The organism is Sphingobium sp. ZW T5_29 (genome assembly GCF_044987515.1).
GTDB lineage: Bacteria > Pseudomonadota > Alphaproteobacteria > Sphingomonadales > Sphingomonadaceae > Sphingobium.
This window is the reverse complement of the sequence record NZ_JBJDRM010000006.1, coordinates 59,191-79,398: the sequence shown is the minus strand read 5'-3', so window position 1 is coordinate 79,398 and position 20,208 is coordinate 59,191. Positions and strand designations below refer to the sequence as shown.

17 protein-coding genes are annotated in these 20,208 nt (G+C 64.2%); 2 read left to right on the top strand and 15 right to left on the bottom strand.

Annotation, left to right across the window (positions count from 1 at the left end):
• Positions 1 to 15: 15 nt before the first annotated feature.
• The 15 genes from ACI3KQ_RS06705 to ACI3KQ_RS06635 form a co-directional block, all read right to left on the bottom strand.
• A complete protein-coding gene (locus ACI3KQ_RS06705) occupies positions 16 to 762 on the bottom strand; it encodes a methyltransferase domain-containing protein (protein ID WP_404955989.1) in 747 nt (248 codons plus the stop codon).
• A gap of 64 nt (positions 763 to 826) precedes the next feature.
• A complete protein-coding gene (locus ACI3KQ_RS06700; protein ID WP_404955987.1) occupies positions 827 to 1,960 on the bottom strand; it encodes a glycosyltransferase in 1,134 nt (377 codons plus the stop codon).
• Positions 1,960 to 3,309, bottom strand: coding sequence for a sugar transferase (locus ACI3KQ_RS06695; RefSeq protein ID WP_404955986.1), 1,350 nt, complete (start codon positions 3,307 to 3,309; stop codon positions 1,960 to 1,962). The genes ACI3KQ_RS06700 and ACI3KQ_RS06695 overlap by 1 nt, the downstream gene beginning before the upstream one ends.
• 91 nt (positions 3,310 to 3,400) lie before the next feature.
• Positions 3,401 to 5,296 (bottom strand): XrtA/PEP-CTERM system amidotransferase, encoded by a 1,896-nt coding sequence (locus tag ACI3KQ_RS06690; protein WP_404955984.1) that lies wholly within the window; start codon positions 5,294 to 5,296, stop codon positions 3,401 to 3,403.
• 11 nt (positions 5,297 to 5,307) lie between these two features.
• Positions 5,308 to 6,843, bottom strand: coding sequence for an exosortase A (xrtA, locus tag ACI3KQ_RS06685; protein WP_404955982.1), 1,536 nt, complete (start codon positions 6,841 to 6,843; stop codon positions 5,308 to 5,310).
• Positions 6,840 to 8,066 carry a TIGR03087 family PEP-CTERM/XrtA system glycosyltransferase gene (locus tag ACI3KQ_RS06680; RefSeq protein ID WP_404955980.1) on the bottom strand — a complete coding sequence of 409 codons (1,227 nt, stop codon included), beginning with the start codon at positions 8,064 to 8,066 and terminating at the stop codon, positions 6,840 to 6,842. The genes xrtA and ACI3KQ_RS06680 overlap by 4 nt, the downstream gene beginning before the upstream one ends.
• A complete protein-coding gene (locus ACI3KQ_RS06675; protein ID WP_404955978.1) occupies positions 8,063 to 9,124 on the bottom strand; it encodes a FemAB family XrtA/PEP-CTERM system-associated protein in 1,062 nt (353 codons plus the stop codon). Before ACI3KQ_RS06675 ends, ACI3KQ_RS06680 begins: the two co-directional genes overlap by 4 nt.
• A complete protein-coding gene (locus ACI3KQ_RS06670) occupies positions 9,124 to 9,969 on the bottom strand; it encodes an XrtA system polysaccharide deacetylase (RefSeq protein WP_404955976.1) in 846 nt (281 codons plus the stop codon). Before ACI3KQ_RS06670 ends, ACI3KQ_RS06675 begins: the two co-directional genes overlap by 1 nt.
• 14 nt (positions 9,970 to 9,983) lie before the next feature.
• Positions 9,984 to 11,201 carry an XrtA/PEP-CTERM system-associated ATPase gene (locus ACI3KQ_RS06665; protein WP_404955975.1) on the bottom strand — a complete coding sequence of 406 codons (1,218 nt, stop codon included), beginning with the start codon at positions 11,199 to 11,201 and terminating at the stop codon, positions 9,984 to 9,986.
• A 22-nt stretch (positions 11,202 to 11,223) separates the two neighbouring features.
• Complete coding sequence (locus tag ACI3KQ_RS06660; protein WP_404955973.1) at positions 11,224 to 12,801, bottom strand: hypothetical protein; 1,578 nt, start codon at positions 12,799 to 12,801, stop codon at positions 11,224 to 11,226.
• Positions 12,798 to 13,721, bottom strand: a complete 924-nt coding sequence (locus ACI3KQ_RS06655) for a P-loop NTPase (RefSeq protein WP_404955971.1) — start codon at positions 13,719 to 13,721, stop codon at positions 12,798 to 12,800. Before ACI3KQ_RS06655 ends, ACI3KQ_RS06660 begins: the two co-directional genes overlap by 4 nt.
• A 14-nt stretch (positions 13,722 to 13,735) precedes the next feature.
• A complete protein-coding gene (locus tag ACI3KQ_RS06650) occupies positions 13,736 to 15,250 on the bottom strand; it encodes an XrtA system polysaccharide chain length determinant (RefSeq protein WP_404955969.1) in 1,515 nt (504 codons plus the stop codon).
• Between the two features lies 1 nt (position 15,251).
• Positions 15,252 to 15,896 carry an XrtA/PEP-CTERM system exopolysaccharide export protein gene (locus ACI3KQ_RS06645; protein ID WP_404955967.1) on the bottom strand — a complete coding sequence of 215 codons (645 nt, stop codon included), beginning with the start codon at positions 15,894 to 15,896 and terminating at the stop codon, positions 15,252 to 15,254.
• Between the two features lie 130 nt (positions 15,897 to 16,026).
• On the bottom strand, positions 16,027 to 17,259 hold the full coding sequence (locus tag ACI3KQ_RS06640) for a pyridoxal-dependent decarboxylase, exosortase A system-associated (protein WP_404955965.1): 1,233 nt from the start codon (positions 17,257 to 17,259) through the stop codon (positions 16,027 to 16,029).
• Positions 17,256 to 18,803 carry an acyl-CoA ligase (AMP-forming), exosortase A system-associated gene (locus tag ACI3KQ_RS06635; protein WP_404955963.1) on the bottom strand — a complete coding sequence of 516 codons (1,548 nt, stop codon included), beginning with the start codon at positions 18,801 to 18,803 and terminating at the stop codon, positions 17,256 to 17,258. The genes ACI3KQ_RS06640 and ACI3KQ_RS06635 overlap by 4 nt, the downstream gene beginning before the upstream one ends.
• 46 nt (positions 18,804 to 18,849) lie before the next feature.
• Here ACI3KQ_RS06635 and ACI3KQ_RS06630 point away from each other — a divergent pair, with 46 nt between their 5' ends.
• Both ACI3KQ_RS06630 and ACI3KQ_RS06625 read left to right on the top strand, forming a co-directional pair.
• A complete protein-coding gene (locus ACI3KQ_RS06630) occupies positions 18,850 to 19,857 on the top strand; it encodes a GNAT family N-acetyltransferase (RefSeq protein ID WP_404955962.1) in 1,008 nt (335 codons plus the stop codon).
• A gap of 28 nt (positions 19,858 to 19,885) precedes the next feature.
• Positions 19,886 to 20,176, top strand: coding sequence for an acyl carrier protein (locus ACI3KQ_RS06625; RefSeq protein ID WP_404955960.1), 291 nt, complete (start codon positions 19,886 to 19,888; stop codon positions 20,174 to 20,176).
• The last annotated feature ends 32 nt before the right edge of the window (positions 20,177 to 20,208 follow it).

Sequence of the window (20,208 nt, the reverse complement as noted above, 5' to 3'; positions counted from 1 at the left end):
CGGGCTGTCCCACGGCTAGGCGGTTCCGCCGGGCTTGCGCGCGCGGAACAGCCGGTCGTCCAGCCCGAACAGGTGACGAACGTCGGCATCGATGCTGCTGACGTCGATTTCCTCAAGCTCAAACCCCGCCGCACGGATGCGGTCGGCGAAATCGGGGCCATATTGGCGGACATGGTCCCATTGGCCAAATCGGCGCTCGCGTTCCCGCGGGGGGATGTCGAAACTGCCATCCTCGGTCGGCTTGTCCCACAGCGGAACGATCAACCAGGCTTCGCCCCCGGCTTTCAGGGCGCGATGAATGTTGCGCAGGACTTGGTGGTCGTCGGGTACATGTTCCATCACATGGCTGGCGTAGAACAGGTCGTAGCGATCCACATCCGCCAGCGCCATCAGGTCGACGCGCCGCATGGCCGGAACATTATATCGTTCGGGGTTGAGATCGGCAGGCACATAATCGGCAGCTGCGGAAAAGCGGCGGACCAGGCTCGCTTCGTTGGGCGCCATGTGCAGGATCGCCCCCGTGGAGGGCACCGACAGGACATTGGTCGTGATCAGGTGGTTCATCAACCGTTCGCGCGGCGACGCGGCGCAGGCGGGGCAACCCCATTCGGCATTGTCGCCATAGCGAAAAAAGCCCACGACCGTTTGGCCGCATGCTGGACAAGCGCGATTGGCGCGCGCGCCCAAGGCCTTTCGCGCCGCCAATATGGCGCGGGTCGAATGTTTGCCGACGGCCTTTGCCACCCGCTGGAAAGTAATCACGCCTCGGCTCCGATGCACAAACAGCGACGGCCTATACAATATGCCGCCGTTTTGGCGAGGGGGATCAACGCGACTTGGCCGGATTCCATATGGTGACCGTCCGCCCCCTCATGGCCCTGATTACGCCCTGCAAGGTTGCTGCATAGGCGACGAGTATGTCGACGACCGCCGCGACCGGCCCGCCTTTGGCGCGCAGTCCTATCGCGATCATACCCACTGCCAGCACCGCCCCACCCAGCGCGAGCAAAGGCGAGACCCGAACAGCCAGCACAGCCGCTGCAATCGCACCGGTCAGGATGAACAGGCCACCGAACCAGCGTATAATCTTGCGGGACGCATATTTGAAACGGTCGATCGCGGCCATGCGCCTTAGCTGCGGTCGTAGATGGACATGCGTATGCCAGGCACGCGCGGCGATCCGCACCTTGCGCCGATATTCGTCGCCCCGCCCCGTAACCAGCCGTTCACGCGCGATGACGTCCCTGGCCTTCACCAACCGCTGGCCCGCGAAAACCACCGCCATCGACACGGTCAGGTCATCCAGCACGCTGTCGGGAAATTGGGGATAGAGAGCGCGGCGAATGGAAAAGATCGACCCATCCGCGCCCAGCACATTGCCGGTGCGCGATTCTTCGTCCTTCAACCGTTCCTCGATCCGCCAGTAGAGGGACCCGACCGACGCGGTGGCGCTCTCTCCCTCCCCCACATAATGGAGCGACCCCAGAACGCCGCCCACGGCTGGATCGGCGTAGCGCGCCAGCAGATTGTCGATGGCGTCGGCGTCCAGCAGTACATTGGCGTCAGTGAAGATAAGCACATCGCCGGTCGCCTGCGCCGCCAGCCGCTTCATTCCATGCGCCTTGCCGCTGCGGCCGGGGCCACGGACCAGCGTCAACAGGTCGGGCCGCTGTGCGATCAAGGCAGCTGTGTCGTCCGATGACCCGTCGTCGAAGGCGAGTATCTGCAATTGGGGATGCCGCTGCTTGATCGCGTCGATATTGGCGATCTTTTCCGGCATGGCCGCCGCTTCATTATAGGCGCAGAACAACAGCGAAGCGGTAGGGCGCGGACCTTGTTCCGGCAATTCCTGGCGGTCCGGCAGCATGCGCAGGATCAGCGGGTAGAACAGGAAAGGCCACAGCAGCGCCACCATCGAAAGCAGCAGGACGGCGCAGAGGAAAAGGTCAAGGCCGCGCATCAATAGGCCTTATGATGCACCACAACGCCGATAGTGGCGACAATGATGCGCAGGTCACGCCAGATCGACCATTGGGTGACATATTCCAGGTCGGACTGGAGCCTGTCGATCAGGTCCTGATGATGGTCGGTCGATCCACGATGCCCCCGCACCTGCGCCAGGCCGGTCATGCCCGGTTTGATGCAGTGACGTTCCCAATAGCGTTCGTCGACCTCCCAATAAAGGCTGTCGCCCGCCTTGGCCGCTGCGGCATGGGGGCGCGGGCCGACGATGCTCATGTCGCCGCGCAACACATTGAACAGCTGCGGCAATTCATCGATGCTGGTGCGGCGCAGGAAGCGCCCGACGGCGGTTACCCGGTCATCGTCGCGGGCGGTCAGACGATCCGCCTTGCTGTCGCTGGCCTCTACGCGCATCGACCGGAATTTGTAGATGTTGAACGACCGGGCGTCACGACCGATGCGCGGTTGCCTGAACAGGATGGGGCCGGGGCTGGTCAGCTTGATCGCAAGCGCGGTGACGACCAGCAAGGGCGACAGCGCGATTGTCGCGGCGGTTGCGACGACGATGTCGAAGATGCGTTTGATGATGCGGTCACGGAACTGGAACGGTCCCCCCGCAACGATGATGGTGGGCTGCCCGTCAAATTCGTCGACCCGCGCCGGGGCGAAGCGCAGCAGTTCCGGCACGACGATTTCGCCACGAGCCGACAGCGATTTCAACGCGACCGACCATTCCGCCATCCGCTCCATCGGGCAGGCGACGATCACCCGTTCCGCCATGCCGACGGCAGCGGCCAGGCGCGCGGCCATGTCGGCATCATGCCGTTCGGGATGCAGGTTGGCGGCGTCGGCGTCGATCACCTCCATATGCGCGCGGGTTTCAATTTCGACGCCATCCATGATGACCGCCGTCAGATGGGGCACTTCGCCCAGCAGGCGGGCGCCCAGACGGCTGATGGCGATACGGACGAGCGCGACGCTGAGCGCCGAAAATCCAAGCCCCGTGATGAAGGTCAGCCGCGAAAGCTGTTCGGCGATCTTGCCCAGATAGACGATCAGCAGCATGAGCAGCGCGGCCTGCGCCAGCGCCAGAAGCCCCCGGAAAATCCCCCGGCGGATATTGGCCAGCATGTGAATGCCATAGGCCCCGCCCTGCACCGCCAGCAGGATGTACAGCGGCGCAATCATCGAGAACATGACCAGCCCGTGCGGCTTGCCCGGTTCGCCCATGAACGCGCCGAGCGCCAGGCGATTGGCAAGCAGGAATGACAGGAACAGGCCCGCAAGGTCCCCCAGCAGGCACAGCAGGTAAAGGCGCGCGCGCACTATTTCCTTTGAGACCGTCACTTGCGTCCCTGAAAGCCATTAGCTGAACGACCCGTTGGCACCGGCCTTTGCGGGTTGCAAGCGTTGATGTTCCGCAGTGGCGATTGCCGGTTCAAAGGCCGAACAGCCGCCCCAGCGACCTGTCCAGCATCAGCAATTGCCAAAGCAGGCGGCCATGATCGGAAACGCCGGATTTGTGGTCGGCCGCCACCTTGGCCAGCATCTTCGTATCGAACCAGCCGGTTTTTGCCAGCGCCGATCCACCCGCAATGGCGCTGGCCTCCCCCGCCAGCGGGCCGCGGAACCAACTGCTGATGGGGGTTACGAAGCCCATTTTCTGGCGGTAGAGGATGTCCTGCGGCAGATAAGGCTCCATCGCCTTTTTCAATATATATTTGCCGCTGTTGCCCCGGATGCGCTGAGCGACCGGGAGGCGCGCGGCGAATTCGACCAGCCGGTGGTCGAGCAGCGGTTCGCGCGCTTCCAGCCCTACGGCCATGCTCATCCGGTCGGTCTTGGTCAATATATCGCCGGGCAACCAGATGCGGAGATCGGCATATTGCGCGCGGTCGAGCGCATCGCGCGCGGGCGCGTCTGCCATGGCGCGGATATAGCGATCCTCTGCCCGATACCCCCCCAGGCGCGACCGGATATCCTGCCCGAACAGGCGTTGACGCAGTGCATGGGGGGTGACGCCGACCGACGCCGCATAGGCTTCGCCGCCTTCTCCCGCCAGTTCAAGGAAGGTCGATTTGGCGCGTAAAGAACGTGGCGCCCAGTCCGCCTTGGGATACCAGCGCCCCAGTGCGCCGAACAATGGCTGGCGCACCGATGCCGGGATCAGCGCGCGTATCCGTTCGCCCTGCATCTGGAAACGGTGGCGGCGATAACCGGCAAAGGCTTCGTCCGCGCCATCGCCCGACAGTGCCACCGTCACCTTTTCCCGCGCGAGTTCGCATACGCGATAGGTTGGCAGCGCGGATGCGTCGGCAAAGGGTTCGTCGAAATGAAATGCCAGCCTGTCGATCAGGCCATAATCGTCCGGCGACACGATGCGCGCGCGATGGTCGGTGGCGAAACGCCGGGCAATGCGGTCGGCATAGGCGGTTTCATCCAGCGATGCGACATCGAAACCGATCGTGCAGGTTTTGACCGCCTGGGTCGATGACTCCGCCATCAGGGCGACGACGCTGCTGCTGTCCACTCCGCCCGACAGAAAAGCGCCCAGCGGCACGTCCGACACCATGCGCGATCGCACCGCCTGCCGCATCAGCGCGACCAGTTCCTCCTCCAGCGCTTCAGGCTTCGCCTTGCTGCGTTCGGCGAAGCTCACGTCCCAATAGCGTTGCGGCTGGGGCATGGGACGTCCGCGCACCATGCGAAGCGTCTGCCCCGCGCCCAGTTTGCGCACCCCGGCGACCAGGCAGGCGTCGTCGGGAATATAGCCATAAGCCATATAATCTTCGACCGCCGACAGGTCTGGCGACCGCCGCAACAGGGGATGAGCCAGCAGGACCTTGAGTTCCGACCCGAAAATCAGGCTGCCGTCAGACAGAAGCGCATAGTGGAGCGGTTTGACCCCCAGCCGGTCGCGCACCAGCCATAGCGCCTGTGCGCGGGCATCGAACAGGGCAAAGGCGAACATGCCGTTGAACCGTTCGACACAGGCCTCGCCCCACTGGCGATAGCCGTGCAGGATGACTTCGGTGTCGCTGTCGGTGCGGAATATGTGCCCCTTCGCCTCCAACTCGGCGCGGACTTCGGCGAAATTATAGATCTCACCATTGAATGTGACCGCCAGGCTTTCATCCTCGGTCAGCATCGGCTGCGCGCCGCCGCCCAGATCGATGATAGACAGGCGCACATGGCCTAATCCGACGCCGGGCGCGGTCCAGATGCCGCTGCCGTCCGGGCCGCGATGTGGCATCACGTCCAGCATGGCGCGCACGCGCGCCGGGTCGACCGGCTTGGCCGTCTCAAGGTGAAAAATGCCCGCTATTCCGCACATGCGAAATGGCCTTAGCGAATGCCGAGGCTTTGGTCAGCCAATTCCTGCACTTGGCCCAGATCGGCAAGAAATTGCGCGATGGCGGCGTCGGCGGAACTGCCCTGCCCCATTTCGGCGGACAGCAGGATGGCGACCGCGCGCTGGTCAGTGCCCAGCAGCCGGGCCTTCATCGTGGCCAGCTTGACCTGTGGCGCGCTGCCGGTAAGCGCGCCGTCGCCGACGCGGTAAAAGCTGACCACATGACGGACGACTGGGCCGGGGGCGGTAATCTGCTCTCCGCGCGCGTTTGGCGGTGCTTTGGCGGGCGAAGACCATGTCCAGCCCTGATCAGGATCGGCAGCGCCCTGCGCAAAGCCGACAAGCTCGCGTCCTTCGTCCTGGCGGGCGAAGCTGGCGATGGCGAGATCCACGATATCGCCATCGCCATCGCGATAGCGGGCGGTGATCAGGTGGTCGGCTCCATCGAAGCGCGGCGTCCATGGATAGCGTGCGGGGTCAGGCGTGAGGGTCCATCCTTTCACCACCGGCAGTTGGGGCGCGCCGGGCAGCGGTTCGCTGGCAGCCGCGCTGACCGCGAGCCATAGTGGTGCGGCCAGGATGAGGCCCAGCGCGATGGCCGTGGCGAGTGCGGCCGATACCACTCCAGTTGTGGGATTGCGCAGCGTGTCGGGATCGAACCAGGGGTCGCCGGGCTTGCGGTCGAAAGACGGCCATGCCGCTGCCATCACGATTATCATGACGGTTGCGAAGAACACCCAGCCATAGAGGACATGATCAAAGCCAGCGGCTGCGTCGATGCTGGTGAAATGAGCGACCAGGATCGTCGCATAGGCCCGGACCCCGTTCGCCAGCACGGACAGCGCCAATGCGCCGGTGATGAACAGGATGCGCCGGGACCAGCGGGTGAAACAGACGTTGCACACCAGCGCGCCATAGGCGGTCATCGCTATGACGAACTTCGCCCCGGAACAGGCTTCCGCCACTTCGAAATAGCCGGTTGGCGTGGTGATGAATATGCCGTCCATATGGGCGGGCACGCCCGACAGGCCAAGGAAGAACATGCACAGGCGCGCCGTCACGATCTGCAACGGGGCGACGATTTCCTCGCCAAAGGGGACCATGAAAAATGCGTAGAATAACGGGAACAGCAGCGCGCGCGAGATGGCGGGGCCCAACAGCGTGACGACCGTCCCCTGCATCATCAGGACCAGCGCGACATGGCGGAACAGCGCAACCCCCGCCGCCGCGCCCAGCAGCCATGCGACCGCCCCCACGGTCAGCCAGATCAGCCCCGGCGTCCAGGCGACCGGCTGCATCTGACGCAGACCGGGCAAGCGCTGCTGCACGAGCCAGGCGATCAGGAAGGGTATGAACAGGCAATGTTCGAATGTGGAGGCGTTCCACCAGATCGACACCATTCCCGCCGCGTCCCTGTGGAACAGCGCCAGGATCGCCAGCCAGACGATGGCGACCGCGGACAGATGCCCGCGCCACCCTGAGAGGCGCAGACCGGAGAAACGGTGCAGAGGAAGCGCGCGATCGGTCATGCGGTGCGCGCATCATTGGCGGGCTGACCGAATAGCATTGCCGGCAGGTCCCGCAATGTCGCCGACCAGCGATAGCGTTGTTCCATGCGCGCCCGCGCCGCCTGGCCCAGCCGCCTTGCCGCCAAGGGATCGGCGATCAGCGCCATGACCTTCGCCGCTTGTTCGACAGGATCGTCCGCGACCAGCAGATGCGCGCCGTCGCTGGCGTCTATGCCTTCGGCGGCCTGGGGGGAAGCGACGACGGGTCGCGCCATCGCCATAGCCTCCAGCACCTTATTCTGAATGCCCCTGGCGATCGTCAGGGGCGCGACCACCACGTCCGCCGCCGCCAGCCAGCCGCGCACGTCGGGCACGGCGCCTGTCACGGTGACGCCGGGCAGCTGGCCAAGCGCCTGCACCTGCCCGGTGGGCTTGCGGCCGACGATGGCGAAGCGCGCCTGCGGGTAGCGCGCGCGAATGATCGGGAAAGCGCCCCATGCAAACGCCTCCACCGCTTCGACATTCGGGCGATAGTCCATCTGGCCGGTGAAGACGATCAGCGGGCCTTCCCCCCTTTCAACCGAAGGAAAGCTGGCGGCGGGATCGAAATATTCGAGCGCCACACCGTTGTCGATTGCACGCACCCGGTCTGGTCCCAGCCCGCTGACCGCGCGAAACAGATCCGCCTCGGCATCGCTGACGAAGGCGCTGATGTCGGCGCGCGCGGCGGTCGCACGCTCAAAGTCGAGCAACAGCCGCCCCTCGCGGCGGTGAATCCAGCTCATCGGCCCTCTGCCTTTCGCCCCGTAGGCGGCATATTTGGCGGAGTCGAAATCGACAAAGTCCATGACAAAGCGAGTTTCGGGTCCCAGCAGCGGCACGAAATGCGCCATCTGGGCCGAATAGGCGAAGACGGCCCTGATGGGCCGTTCGCGCAGCACCTGTGCGACCCAGTGATGCAGCGCCGGATGGTCGAACAGTGACACCAGCAGCGGTTGCCGCCGGGCAAGGCCACGCAGCCCTGCGGCGACACGCGAACGGTCGCGCGGCAACACGCACTGGCTGGCGGTCAAGGCGGCCATGTCTGCGGCAAAGCCCATGTCGCGGTCGTCATCGGCGAAGCAGCCGACATGAACCGGCGCGACCTCCGCAATCCGCTGGAGCATGTGATAGGACCGGATTTTATCCCCCCGATCAGGCGGATAGGGAATGCGGTGGCACAGGAACAGGACTTCGCCGGTCATCCCAGCCCCCGCGCGATCCAGGGACCGATCAGATTGGCGATTGGCAGTGGCAGCTTTTTCCACATTTCCACCCGGCGCTGATAGGCGGGGCTGTTGGGATTAATGTCCCGCCGCGCGCCATCCGCCGACCAGCTATGATAGGCGAGCGGAACGGGATCGAAGCCAAAACTCTTTTTCCACGCCGCCTGACCGCTGCCCGTCTTGGACCGGCCAAAATCGAACATGGTCATGCCCTGCGTCCGGCCATGGCCCATCAGGCGATAATACATCAGCTCATTGGACCGCAGCCGCCGTGCGTCGGCGACGCCGCCACCCCAAAAGGGCATGACCCGGCCATGATGGTAGAGCGTCAACACGGCGGATACCGGACGGTCCCCTTCATAGATGGCCAGGATGTCGGCATTGTTTCCAAACTGATCGAGCACTTCGCGAAACAGGCGCGCGGGGAAGACCGGCGTGCCCAGATTGCGGACGCTTTCGGAAAATATGCGATAGTGGTCACGGATCAGCCGGTCGGTCCGGCCCACGTCCATATGCAGCGCCGGGTTGGCGAGCGCCTTGCGCAGTTCCGCCCGATGCTTGCGCGGAATGGCGAGCAGTTCAGCTTCATCGTCAGCCGCAATTGGGCGGGAAAAGCCCAGATGACTGCCTTCATGCCGCGCCCAATCATCCGATTGAGCGTCGCCGCCGCGCAGTTCGACCGACCCCACCGCCAGATTGCGCGCCATATCCTGCGCCGCAGCGCCCAATGCCTGAGCAGCGCGCGAATCTTCGGCCAGAACGCCGCCATCCACCGCAAAGCCGGACGACACCAGAGCCTGCCCAAACAGGCGGCTTTTCATATGCGTGAGGGGGAGCAGCCCCCTGATCTTTCCTGAAGGAGCGACAGCAGCCAGCATATGCCCGCGATTGCCCGTGGCGCGGGCGATGGCGGTCAACCATGCCGGGCGGTGGAACGGCGTGCCGTCGGCCCTGCCCATCACAAATTCGTCGGCGGCCTGCGCCTGAACCGGATCGCGAAGGTTGAGCGTCGTAACGGCCAGATCGGCGGCGATCATCAGGCCCGTCCCGCTTCCTGGGGGAGCAACGCGTCGACACGCGTCCAGGCAAAATCGCCGATCAGCCGCCGAAGCTTGTCGGCCATCACGGGAATATTGGTATAGTGGCGAATGCGCGACCGGAGCGGCGCGTCGGCGATGCGCGGCTGATCCACGTCAATTTCCCAAGGGTGGAAATAGATGACGGCTGGTCGCTGTTCCTGCCGGTTCACCTGGCCGATTGCCCAACGGGAAAAAGCGTAGGGCAGCAGCCGGAAGAAACCCCCGCCACCCGCAGCCAAACGGCGGCGGCCCAACATGGCTGTCGTCACCGGCAGTTCGACCAATGGCGACCCGGCCACCGGCTTCCAGGCGAAGCGCGGCGATTCGGGCCAGCCATAATGATCATGCCGGATCGGTGCGACACTGCTGGAATAGGCATAGCCTTCCTCCGCCAATATGGCGTGAGCCCATGGCGTGCGCTGGTCGATGGAGAAACTGGGCGCGCGATAGCCTGTGACCGCCTGCCCGCTGGCGTCTTCCAGCAGCCCGCGTGACCGGCGCAGATCGGCGCGGAACTCTTCGGGTGACAGGGTAAAGACGCGCGCATGATCGTAACCATGGCTGGCCACTTCATGCCCGGCAGCAGCGATGCGTCGCATCAGCGCAGGATAGCGTTCCGCTACCCAGCCCAGCGTGAAGAAGGTTGCATTGATCCCGGCCTGCGCGAACAAGTCCAGCACCGCGTCGGTATTATGTTCGACCCGATGCGGCAGTGCGGCCCAGTCCTCACGCCGGATCGTCCGTTCGAACGCGCCGACGTGAAACCAATCCTCAACATCGACGGAAAGGGCGTTCTGCATCATCCTGATATGATGGGTCAGGCCGCCGCGCTTTGCTGCGGGTCACCCATGCGCTGTTCGCGTTCCACCCATTCCACCAGCAGCGTAAGCACGCGGCGCAGCGCAACATCCTGTTCGCCAACACGGAATTCCAGCGACGACAGCCGTTCCTCAATCAGGGTGAAGCAGTCTTTCAGCGCTTCGGGATCGACGGCCTGAATCTCCGCCTGACCGGCGCGAAGCCGGTTCAGTTCGGCTCGCAGCGTTGCGATTTCGGTCGTCAGCGTGACCGACGGTTCGGGCTGACGCGCGCGCAATGCCTCTATTTCGGCCCTCAGCGCGATGGCTTCATTCGCCTCCACCGCCTTCTGGGGCTGGGCCGGAACTATGTCGTCTTCTTCGACACAGTCCAGCACCGATGGGCGAACCGGTTCCAGCGCGGCATCGCTGTCCGCCCCCATATCGGCGACCACCGCCGCCACCGCGTCGGCATCAATTTCAGCCAACTGGTCAAGCGCGCCGAGCAGCAGCACACGGCTGGCCAGCACGTTGACCCGGCGCGGCACGCCCCCGGTCGCGGCGTAGATGGCGGCAAAGGCGTCAGGCGTGAACGACGGATCGCCGTTCCACCCGACCACCGACAGGCGGTGCAGGATATAAGGCTCCACCTCGCTTTCCATCATCGGTTCCAGATGATGGGTCGCGATGACGCGCTGGCGCAACTGCTCAAGCTGCGAGGACTTCATGAGGTCCCGAAACTCCGGCTGGCCAAGCAGGAATATCTGCAACAATGAATGCCCACCCAACTGGAAATTGGACAGCATCCGCAATTCCTCGATCGCGGAAACCGACAGGTTCTGCGCTTCATCCACGATCAGCAGCGACCGGCGGCCCGCCCGCGCCTGCGCATGCAGGTAGGATTCGACCTGTCGCAGGACCTGCGCCTTGGGCATGTTGTCGACGGGCAGGCCAAAGCTCTGCGCGGTCAACCGCAGCATGTCGTCGCCGCCGACCTGCGTCGACACGATCTTGACCGCGGTCAGCCGAGCGGGGTCTACCGTCGCCATCAGGTGGCCGACCAGCGTCGTCTTGCCCGCGCCGATGTCGCCGGTGATGACGATGAAGCCTTCACCCTGCGCCAGCCCATAGCCCAGATAAGACAGCGCCTTGCGATGCGTCGCGCTTTCGAAATAGAAATGCGGGTCCGGCGTCAGCTGGAAGGGGCGGCCTTCAAATCCGTAGAATTGATCGTACATTCGTCGTCTCCACCCGGCCGGGTTAAAAGCTGTAGCGCAGGCCGATCTGGCCCATCGCGGTGATCAGCGCGTCCAGTTCATCCGCCTTGGCACTGTCGATGCCCAGCGATGCGGAAGCCTGAAGATTGCGGTTGATAAGGCGGTTGTAGCTGGTGAACGCGCCCAGGTTGAGCACATCCAGACGCGCGCCGCTGGCATCGAAATAATTTGCATAGACGGCGCTATCGATGCTGGATTGGCTGTCGATCACATAGGTGAGCGACCCGGTGCCATACCAGTTCTGGTCCTTCGATCCCCTGACGAGCACAGCCTGCCCCGATGGCGTCAGGAATTTGCGCTGGGAATAGCCCGCCCCGACGCCAAGGCCCCAAGGCCCGCGCCGTGCGGAATATTGAGCCGCGACGCCACGATAACGGAAATTGGCGTTGGTGACACCCGACAAGGCATCGTTGAAGCACTGGCCGCCCCCCGATTCCGAAAAGGCGCAGCCGGTGAAATCGCCCGTAAATGGGTTGCGCACGACATCCAGGCTGCTGCCGGACACGGAGGCGACGTTGGACGTGATGATCCGCCCGAAGCTGTCGATGCCATCGAAGACCACCAGCGCGACGCTGCTGTTGCGGCCTTGCCAAACGAAGCTGCCGCTATAGGTCATGCCGCCATAACGTTCACCCACGCGCGCTTCCAGCGAGGTGCGGTGATTGGGTCGCCACAGCACGCCTGCGTCCCAGATGATGTCGTCAAATTCGTAGATCAGCTGGCGCGGCGAATTGTCATCCGTGACGTAGCGGCCATTGGACACGACCGGCAAACCATTGCTGTCCAGCAACGGCGAACGCTGGCTGACCTTGATATTTTCATAGCCGATCCCGCCTGCCAGGGCGACCGTTGGCGACACCGGAAGGGTGGCGTCCAGGCGACCCCATTTATCCTCAAACCGCTGATCAAGCTGATTGGCATCCTCACGGTCATAACCCGCGCTGGCGACGATCCCTACCGGCAGCCACACGCCCGGCCCGACCCCGACGGAACCGGCAAGATTGTGCGAAACGGATTCGTCGAACAGGCCCGCGCCACCGAAGTTCGCGCCTGCATCCTCTTCGACCCTGGCATAGCCCAGGCGATAGGAGGCCGTGACGTCGATGTCGCCGAACGACGCGGCATAGGCGGGGCCGACATAGCCTGCATAAATCTGGCTCGTCTGGCTGTCATTCAGCGTCGCCGCACCCGAAAACCCATCCGTGCGAATGCGGCTGGCCAGCGCCCCGGCATTCAGCGTCAGGCCGCTCGCCAGTCCATATTGGCCCGAAATGATGCCGCTGATCACATCCTGATCGGTAGCGGAGCCACCCCAGCCAAAGCTGTGGTTATATTGCACGTCCGCGACAGCTTCCATCCGGCGCGTCTGGATGCTGGCGGTCGCGCCCGCCGTGACGTTGGTATAGGTGAGGACCTCTCCACCGCCGGTCAGCGGCGCCATCACCACCTGATCGATGCCCAGATAGGGCGTGACTTCAACCCTGCGCTCCTGCGCATGCGCGGGCGCGCCCAGGCCCAGCGTCATGACGCCAGCGGTCACCAGAAAAAACTGCAACTTCATTCGTCGGCGCCCCCCGTGGCGTAATAGCTGCCAAAGCGCCGCCCGGTGCCCGAAAAGCTGACGCCGTTCAGCAACAGCTGCACCTGACCCGCGCCCTTCAGCATGCTTGCCGCGTCGCGCAGCGCGCTTTCGCTCGTCTGGTCGGCCCGCACCACCAGCAGCGCGATGGCGGCATGGCTGGCCAGCACCGCCCCGGCCGAAGCGGCCAGCAGCGGGGGCGAATCGAATATGATCACGCGGTCGGGCCGCCCCTCCGTCAGGCGATTGAGCAGCGCTTGCGTTCGGCTGGATGACAGATATTCCGTATCATTGTTGCTCCGCCGTCCGGCCGGAAGCACGGACAACGACAGCAGATCGGTGCGGATGATGCAGTCTTCCACGGATATGGTGGTGTCGGCCAGTGCATCCATCAGGCCCGGCCCGCTGGTCAGGCCCAGCGCTTCGGGAATGCCGGGCTTGCCGAAATCGGCGTCGACCAGCAGGATTTCCCGCTCCTTTTCCGCCGCCAGGCTGAGCGCCAGATTGATCGCGCAAAAGCTTTTGCCTTCGCCGCTATGGGCGGAACAGACCAGGATATGATTGCCGCGCGGATCGTCGGCCAGCTGAGCCAGAAGGTCGCGCTTGAGCAAGCGAAACTCCTCGCTCATTGCGCTGACAGCGCCGTCGGGCAGCAGATAGCCTGCCTCCGCCAGGGCGATGCGATCGATCGGCTGGACGGGGCCGGTCCATTCGGGCGCTTGCACGGCTGCCCCGGCACCCAATGGCGAGACCATGTCCACAACCGGAGGCGCTGCCGCCAGAGCTTCTGCCGGGACGTCCACATCCGGTGCGGCGCGCCCGCGCAGTGCGGCGGAAAAATCGTATATCTCCGTCGCCCGCTCAATCAGCGAACCGTTGGAGAGGGAGCTATGCTTGTTCATATTACCGCTCTCCTTCAGGCCATGCCGCGCTGGATGAATTCGACCAGGACCAGCAGCATGCAAACCGCCGCCAGCCCGCCGCTCGCGCCTGCAAACCATTTCAGCCGCTGTTTTTCGACCGCCCTCTGCGTGGCGCTGACCGTCTGGGTGATGGACCCGATCACTGGCAGGCCAATGGCGCGTTCAAGCCGGGCCGCCGTAGGAAAGCTGCCCTTGAGCTGTCCCACGGCAAAGGCTGTGCCAACGCCCGCGCCGATGCCCACAATGAGCACCCCGACCAGCAGCAACGGCCGGTTCGGCGCGGTCGGCGCGGTGGGCGCGCTGGGCGGATTGACGACGCGGAACTGCACCGCGCCGGTTTCCGTCTTCACATCGCCACGCAGGCGGATTTCCTCGCGGTCGGCAAGCAGCTTGTCATATTGGGTCTTGAGCACCTGATAGTCGCGGTCGAGCTTTTCCTGCTCGGCGGCGAGGCCAGGCTCATCGGTCTGGCGCGACGACATGGCGGCAAGGTCTGCCTGCAATTGCCCCTTGCGGGCCTGAAGCGCCTGCACCGTCGCAGCGCGTTCAGCCTGCATCGATTTGATGGAAAGATAGGCGGGGTTCGGCGTGCCGCCCACCGCGCCACCGCCACCCTGCTTGCGCAGTGCATCGACCTGCCGCTGGGCAGCGATCACGTCCGGGTGGCTGCTGGTCCATCCGCGCGCGCGCATGCCCGCCAGATCGCCCTGCGCCTGCGCCAGAGCCGAAGGGCCGCCCGAAACGCCCGTGCCAGGCAGTGTCTGCGGGGTGCCGGCCAGCTGCCCGTTCATGGCGCTCAGCGCGCCCTGGGCCTGTGCCAATTGCGATTCGATATTGTTGATCTCCATCCGGGCAGCGTCCATGCGCTGACCGATGGACCCGGCGCCCGGAAGGACGCCCGCATAACGCTGTTCGAATTCGACCCGGCGCTGTTCCGCGACGGCCAGTTGCTTGCCGCGCTCAGATATCTGTTGGTCGAGGAAGGCCAGGCTCTGCTTGGTTTCCACGCGATCGGACGACAGATTGGCTTCCTGGAATATGTCGATCAGCTTTTGCACGACCTGCTGCGCGATGCGCGCATTGGCGCCGTCGGACAGGCCCGAATCGGCCGACTTCGCGCTGATGTCGATCATGCTGGGGTCGGCTTGCGCCATCACCGTGATGCCTTCGCGCAGGGTCGTGATCTTTGCCGCCACGTCGCGCGGGCCGCTGACCGTCTGGTTGAGGTCGGTTTCCTTCACCACCCGTTCCAGATTGCCGGTGCTGGCCAGCGTCTGACGCACACGGTCCAGGTCCTGTTGGGACTGGACCTGGGTGATGCCCACCTTGTCCTGCAACAGCGACTGGGTGTTCACATAGACCCGCGCCTTGCTTTCATAGCTGTTGGGGACCAGCGCCACGCCCAGCCAGCCCAGCATGCACACGCCCCACGCCACGGCCAGGGCCAGCCAACGCCGGTTCCAAATTCCGTGAAGGACGATCAGCAGCTCATCATAAAGTCCCGCCATATCAGAACATGCTTTCAGGAATGATGATGACGTCGCCGGGCGCCAGCATGACATTTGCCTTGCTATCGCCGCGTTTCAGCAGGTCGCCGATGCGGACCTGATATTCCTGCTGCTTGCCCGCTTCCTTGTTGAAGCGGACCAGCCGTGCGCGGTTGCCCGCCGCATATTCGCTGAGGCCGCCGACAGAGATCATGGCGTCGAGCAGCGTCATGTTCGCGCGATAGGGAATGGACGCAGGCTTTTCGGTCGCGCCGACGATCCGCACCTGCTGGCTGAACGTGCCTGAAAAATTGTTGACGATCACCGACACCAGCGGGTTTTCGATATATTTGGTGAGCGCCACCTTCATGTCGTCGGCCAGCTGCTTGGGCGTCTTGCCCACTGCCGCCATGTCGGTGACCAGCGGTGTGGTGATACGACCGTCGGGCCGCACCTGCACCTTTGCGCCCAGTTCGGGATTGCGCCACACGAACACGGTCAGGTCATCGAGAGGGCCGATCACATATTGTTCGCCCGGTCCTTCTTCCTGAGACACGAAGGATGCTGGCGGAAGCTGCCGCCCACCGCCCCCCGATGCGCAAGCTGAAAGCGCGACCGCCGGGATCGCTGCGCCGATCAGAGCCCGGGAAACAGACAGAAAACGCATATCTTCACCTCTTCGTGCAGCCGCGCGGGATGGCTGCTGCACAGGCAGGCGAGCCATCAAGCCATGGGCTTTGGGCTTCTTCTTGCACTCAAAGGGTAAAGATTGGGTTAGGCGTCAACCGTTCCCGACGTCATCCGACCAACAGTTCCAATGGGTTGGGATGCCCCAGAAAGGCCGCGGGACTCGCCGACGCCCCATATGCGCCTGCCAGAAACAGCGCGATCAGGTCACCTTCCTCCACCATTGGCAACGCCACCCTGTCGCCCAGCTTGTCCATGGGGGTGCACAGGCAGCCAACGACGGTGACCGCCTGGTCCGCCGGGCCTTCCCCATAGCGGTTCGCCACGGCTATCGGATAGTTGCGGCGGACGACGGTGCCGAAATTGCCACTGGCGGCAAGCTGGTGATGCAGGCCGCCGTCCACAACCACGAATGTTTCGCCCTGGCTGACCTTCACATCAACAACGCGGGTCAGGTAGACCCCGCATTCGCCCACCAGCCAGCGGCCAAGTTCCATCGCGAACCCGCTGCCTGCCAGAATGTCGGCCCGCGCATCCAGCACATGCGCCAGCGCTTCGCCGATAGGCCTGATGTCCAGCCGCGCATCTCCGGGAAAATAGGGAATGCCAAAGCCCCCGCCCAGATTGACCAGCGGCGGCGTGACGCCAACGGTGTCGGACAGTCGCGCCGCCAGCGCCACCGTCGCCGCCTGCGTTTCGATCAAGGCCGACGCATCCAGAGCCTGCGACCCCGCAAAGATATGCCAGCCCCGCCAGTCGGCGCCCGCATCGATCAACGAGCGGGCAAGCGCCGCCGCCCGGTCGGCATCCACGCCAAACGGCTTGGCCCCGCCGCCCATCCGCATCCCCGACCCCTTCAGGTCGAAATCGGGATTGACGCGAACGGCCAGTCTGGGCGTACGGCCCCGCTGCCCGGCGATGGTCATGGCGCGGCGTGCTTCTCCTTCGGATTCCAGGTTAATGGTAACGCCCGAATCGATCGCCGCGATCAGTTCATCGTCTCGCTTCCCCGGCCCGGCAAAGCTGACATGGGCAGGGTCCATTCCCGCCTCCAACGCGCGGCCCATTTCCCCGCCCGACGCCACGTCGAAACCGTCCACCAACGCCGCCATGCGGTGAAGCAATGGTAGATAAGGGTTGGCCTTTACCGCGTAATGCAGCGACATCATCGACGGCATGGCGTCACGCCAATCCTGCACCTGACGCTGAACGATGCCCATGTCATAGACGAACAGCGGCGTGTCCCCCGCCTCCTCCACCAGGCTGGCCGCGCCACAGCCGCCGATCAGCAACATGCCGTCTTCGCCAGTGAAGAATGGCGGGATCGGACCCATCGGTTTCATCGGTCAAATTCCCCCATCAATGCTGCCCGGTCTATTTTCCCATTGGGCGTTCGCGGAAATTCATCCCGCCTGACGATCGTGCGCGGATGCATGAAATTGGGCAGTTCAGCCTTCAGCCGCGCTTCGACCTGCGCCTCCGCCAGCGGATCGGTGGATCTGATCAACAGCAGCACGGCCTGCCCCAACCGTTCATCCTTGATGCCCATAGCGACCGCTTCAGCCACGCCCGGCACGGCGACCGCCGCTTCTTCAATCTCCGTCGGGCTGATGCGGTTGCCCGCCGACTTGATCATCGCATCGTCGCGGCCAATGAAATACAGCAGGCCCTGCGCATCGCGCCGCACCGTGTCGCCGGACCAGACCGCCATACCGCCATAACGCGATGCGGGCGGCGCGGGGCGGAACCGCTCTGCCGTGCGCGCCGCATCCTGCCAATAGCCCTGCGCGACCAGCGGACCGCAATGCACCAATTCTCCCGGCTCATCATCGGCGGCGACGATGCCATCGGGCCGCACCACCAAAATTTCGGCATGGGGAATGGCCGATCCCATCGAATCGGGATGGCTGTCCACCAGCGCGGGCGGCAAATAGGTGGATCGAAACGCCTCTGTCAGCCCATACATGGGATAGATGTCGGCGTTGGCGAACAGACTGCGCAGCTTCGCCACCAAGGGGCGAGTCAGCGCCCCGCCGCTATTGGTGATCCGCCGCAGCCTTCCCGCGACTTCCGGCGGCCAGTTCAATTCGGTCAACTGCACCCAGAGCGGGGGCACACCCGCCAGCGTCGTGATTTCGCGCCGCTCTACCGCCTTCATGACGTCACGCGGCGTCAGATAGTCCAGCGGATAGACGCATCCCCCCGCGAACCAGGTCGAAAGCAGCTGATTCTGCCCATAGTCAAAGCTGAATGGCAGCACGCAAAGTGTCCTGTCCTGCGCGCCTAGCCCCAGATAATCGGCCACCGACGCCGCGCCCAGCCATAGATTGGCGTGGCTGAGCATTACGCCCTTGGGCCTGCCGGTCGACCCGCTGGTGTACAGAATGGCGGCCAGATCGTGCGGTTCGGCATCGGACGGGCCAATCGCGCTGCCCCCGCTCATCGCACAAGCGGCGTCCTCCTCCCGCAGCAGGCGGCATTCCCCCGGCACATCGGCGGCCCCCAGCGTGTCGATCCGGGCCGCCGTGCCGATCAACAGGCGCGCCCCACTGTCGGCCAGAATATGGGCGACCTGTGCGTGCCTGAGCAACGGGTTGATCGGGACATGGACCAATCCCGCACGGGGGGCGGCAAGCGGCATCAGCGCGGCTACGGGTCCCTTCGCCATCCAGCTAGCGACCCTTGCCCCGCGCTCAAGACCGAACCCAGCGAGCCAGCCCGCCAGTTGTCCCAGCGTTTCTTCCAGCTCAGCATAATTTTGCGTTCCCGACCGACCGTCCAGCGCCAGGCCGGCAGGGTCGCCGCGCAAAAGCACATGGTCGATGGGCAACACTTCAGCGCCGTCGATCACGGCCGGTGTGCGTTCCAGGCTGTTGCTTAACTCCATTTCCAGACTTTTCACCTACATGCGGGGGCGACGGGGAGATAGTGGTTTGCTGGTCGCAAGGGAATATAGCACGATTGCCCATGCTCGCGGCGCGATGGCGGGACGGATGGATCGCGCTTCCACCCCTTCGCTGTTCGACCGGATCGACTGGTTCGAATCGCTGCACGCCCATTGTTTCGGCAAAGTGCCGGTGCGCATCCTTCATACGATGGAGGATGGCAATGAAGCTTGGCTGTTCCTGATGTCTCCCACCGCGCGGCGGTTGAGCGCACTTGCCAACTGGTACAGCTTTTCCTGGTCGCCGATCTTCATCGGTGATCCATGCCCGGAAACCCGTCGTCGGCTGGTCGAAGTGATGGCCGCGCATCTTGTTACCGGCAGCGCGCATATCGACCTTTATCCCGTCACCGATCATGCCGACCTGCTACTCGACGCCTTTCGCCGCGCTGGATGGTTCGCTGTGCGGCGCCCGATGGGCGGCCGCCATCTGCTCGACCTGAATGGCCGCGATTTCGCTGCCTATTGGGCCGACCGCCCCGGCCGCCTGCGCAATCAGTTGCAGCGCAAGGCCCGCGCCAGCCGCTTCACCATCGACATCGGGCAGCAGGTCAATGACGCCCTGTGGCGCGACTATGTCACCGTCCATGCCAGCAGCTGGAAACAGCCCGAACCCGGTCTTGCCTTCCTGCGAGCGCTGGCGGAACGGGAAGCCGCTGCGGGAACTTTGCGCCTGGGCTTCGTTCGCCTGCATGGCCAGCCCATCGCGACGCAGTTCTGGACAGTCGAAAATGGCACGGCGCTGATTCACAAGCTCGCCCATGACCGCGCGTTCGACGGTGCTTCGCCTGGAACGTTGCTCAGCCACGCGATGTTCGCGCATGCCATCGATACCGACGCGGTGCAGCGGATCGATTATGGCACCGGAGACAATGCCTATAAGGCGGAATGGATGGACCGGCGGGAAGCGCTCCACCGTCTCGACTTCTTCAACCCCCGCTTCGCTTCGGCATGGCTGCCCGCCGCGCGTACCGCCATTTCCGCCCTTGTCGGCTAGGGGCGGAACGATTAGGTAGGCGCCCATCATGCGGGCGGGACAAACAATGCCGGTCGACCGGACAAGCGATATCGAAACGGTGGTGCGGGACCTTCTGCGTGACGTGCTTGCACTGTCACAGGATCGCGTCGACGCCTTTGACTGCGGCACGGCGCTCTTCGGCGCCCTTCCCGAACTGGACTCCATGGCCGTCGCAAGCCTGCTCACGGAAATGGAAGATCGCCTTGGCATCCTGATCGAGGATGACGATATTGACGGCGAAACATTCGAAACATTCGGCACGCTGCTTGCCTTTGCCAAGGCAAAGCTGGCGCAATAATCGCCGGGTCGGAACTGCCGCTCTCGCGCAGT

Coding starts and splice junctions, on each gene's coding strand:
- ACI3KQ_RS06690 (WP_404955984.1), bottom strand. CDS start 5,296: ATGTGCGGAATAGCGGGCATTTTTCACCTTGAGACGGCCAAGCCGGTC.
- ACI3KQ_RS06680 (WP_404955980.1), bottom strand. CDS start 8,066: ATGACCGGCGAAGTCCTGTTCCTGTGCCACCGCATTCCCTATCCGCCT.
- ACI3KQ_RS06675 (WP_404955978.1), bottom strand. CDS start 9,124: ATGATCGCCGCCGATCTGGCCGTTACGACGCTCAACCTTCGCGATCCG.
- ACI3KQ_RS06635 (WP_404955963.1), bottom strand. CDS start 18,803: ATGGAGTTAAGCAACAGCCTGGAACGCACACCGGCCGTGATCGACGGC.
- ACI3KQ_RS06650 (WP_404955969.1), bottom strand. CDS start 15,250: ATGGCGGGACTTTATGATGAGCTGCTGATCGTCCTTCACGGAATTTGG.
- xrtA (WP_404955982.1), bottom strand. CDS start 6,843: ATGACCGATCGCGCGCTTCCTCTGCACCGTTTCTCCGGTCTGCGCCTC.
- ACI3KQ_RS06645 (WP_404955967.1), bottom strand. CDS start 15,896: ATGCGTTTTCTGTCTGTTTCCCGGGCTCTGATCGGCGCAGCGATCCCG.
- ACI3KQ_RS06665 (WP_404955975.1), bottom strand. CDS start 11,201: ATGTACGATCAATTCTACGGATTTGAAGGCCGCCCCTTCCAGCTGACG.
- ACI3KQ_RS06700 (WP_404955987.1), bottom strand. CDS start 1,960: ATGCGCGGCCTTGACCTTTTCCTCTGCGCCGTCCTGCTGCTTTCGATG.
- ACI3KQ_RS06655 (WP_404955971.1), bottom strand. CDS start 13,721: ATGAACAAGCATAGCTCCCTCTCCAACGGTTCGCTGATTGAGCGGGCG.
- ACI3KQ_RS06640 (WP_404955965.1), bottom strand. CDS start 17,259: ATGAAACCGATGGGTCCGATCCCGCCATTCTTCACTGGCGAAGACGGC.
- ACI3KQ_RS06660 (WP_404955973.1), bottom strand. CDS start 12,801: ATGAAGTTGCAGTTTTTTCTGGTGACCGCTGGCGTCATGACGCTGGGC.
- ACI3KQ_RS06670 (WP_404955976.1), bottom strand. CDS start 9,969: ATGATGCAGAACGCCCTTTCCGTCGATGTTGAGGATTGGTTTCACGTC.
- ACI3KQ_RS06625 (WP_404955960.1), top strand. CDS start 19,886: ATGCGGGCGGGACAAACAATGCCGGTCGACCGGACAAGCGATATCGAA.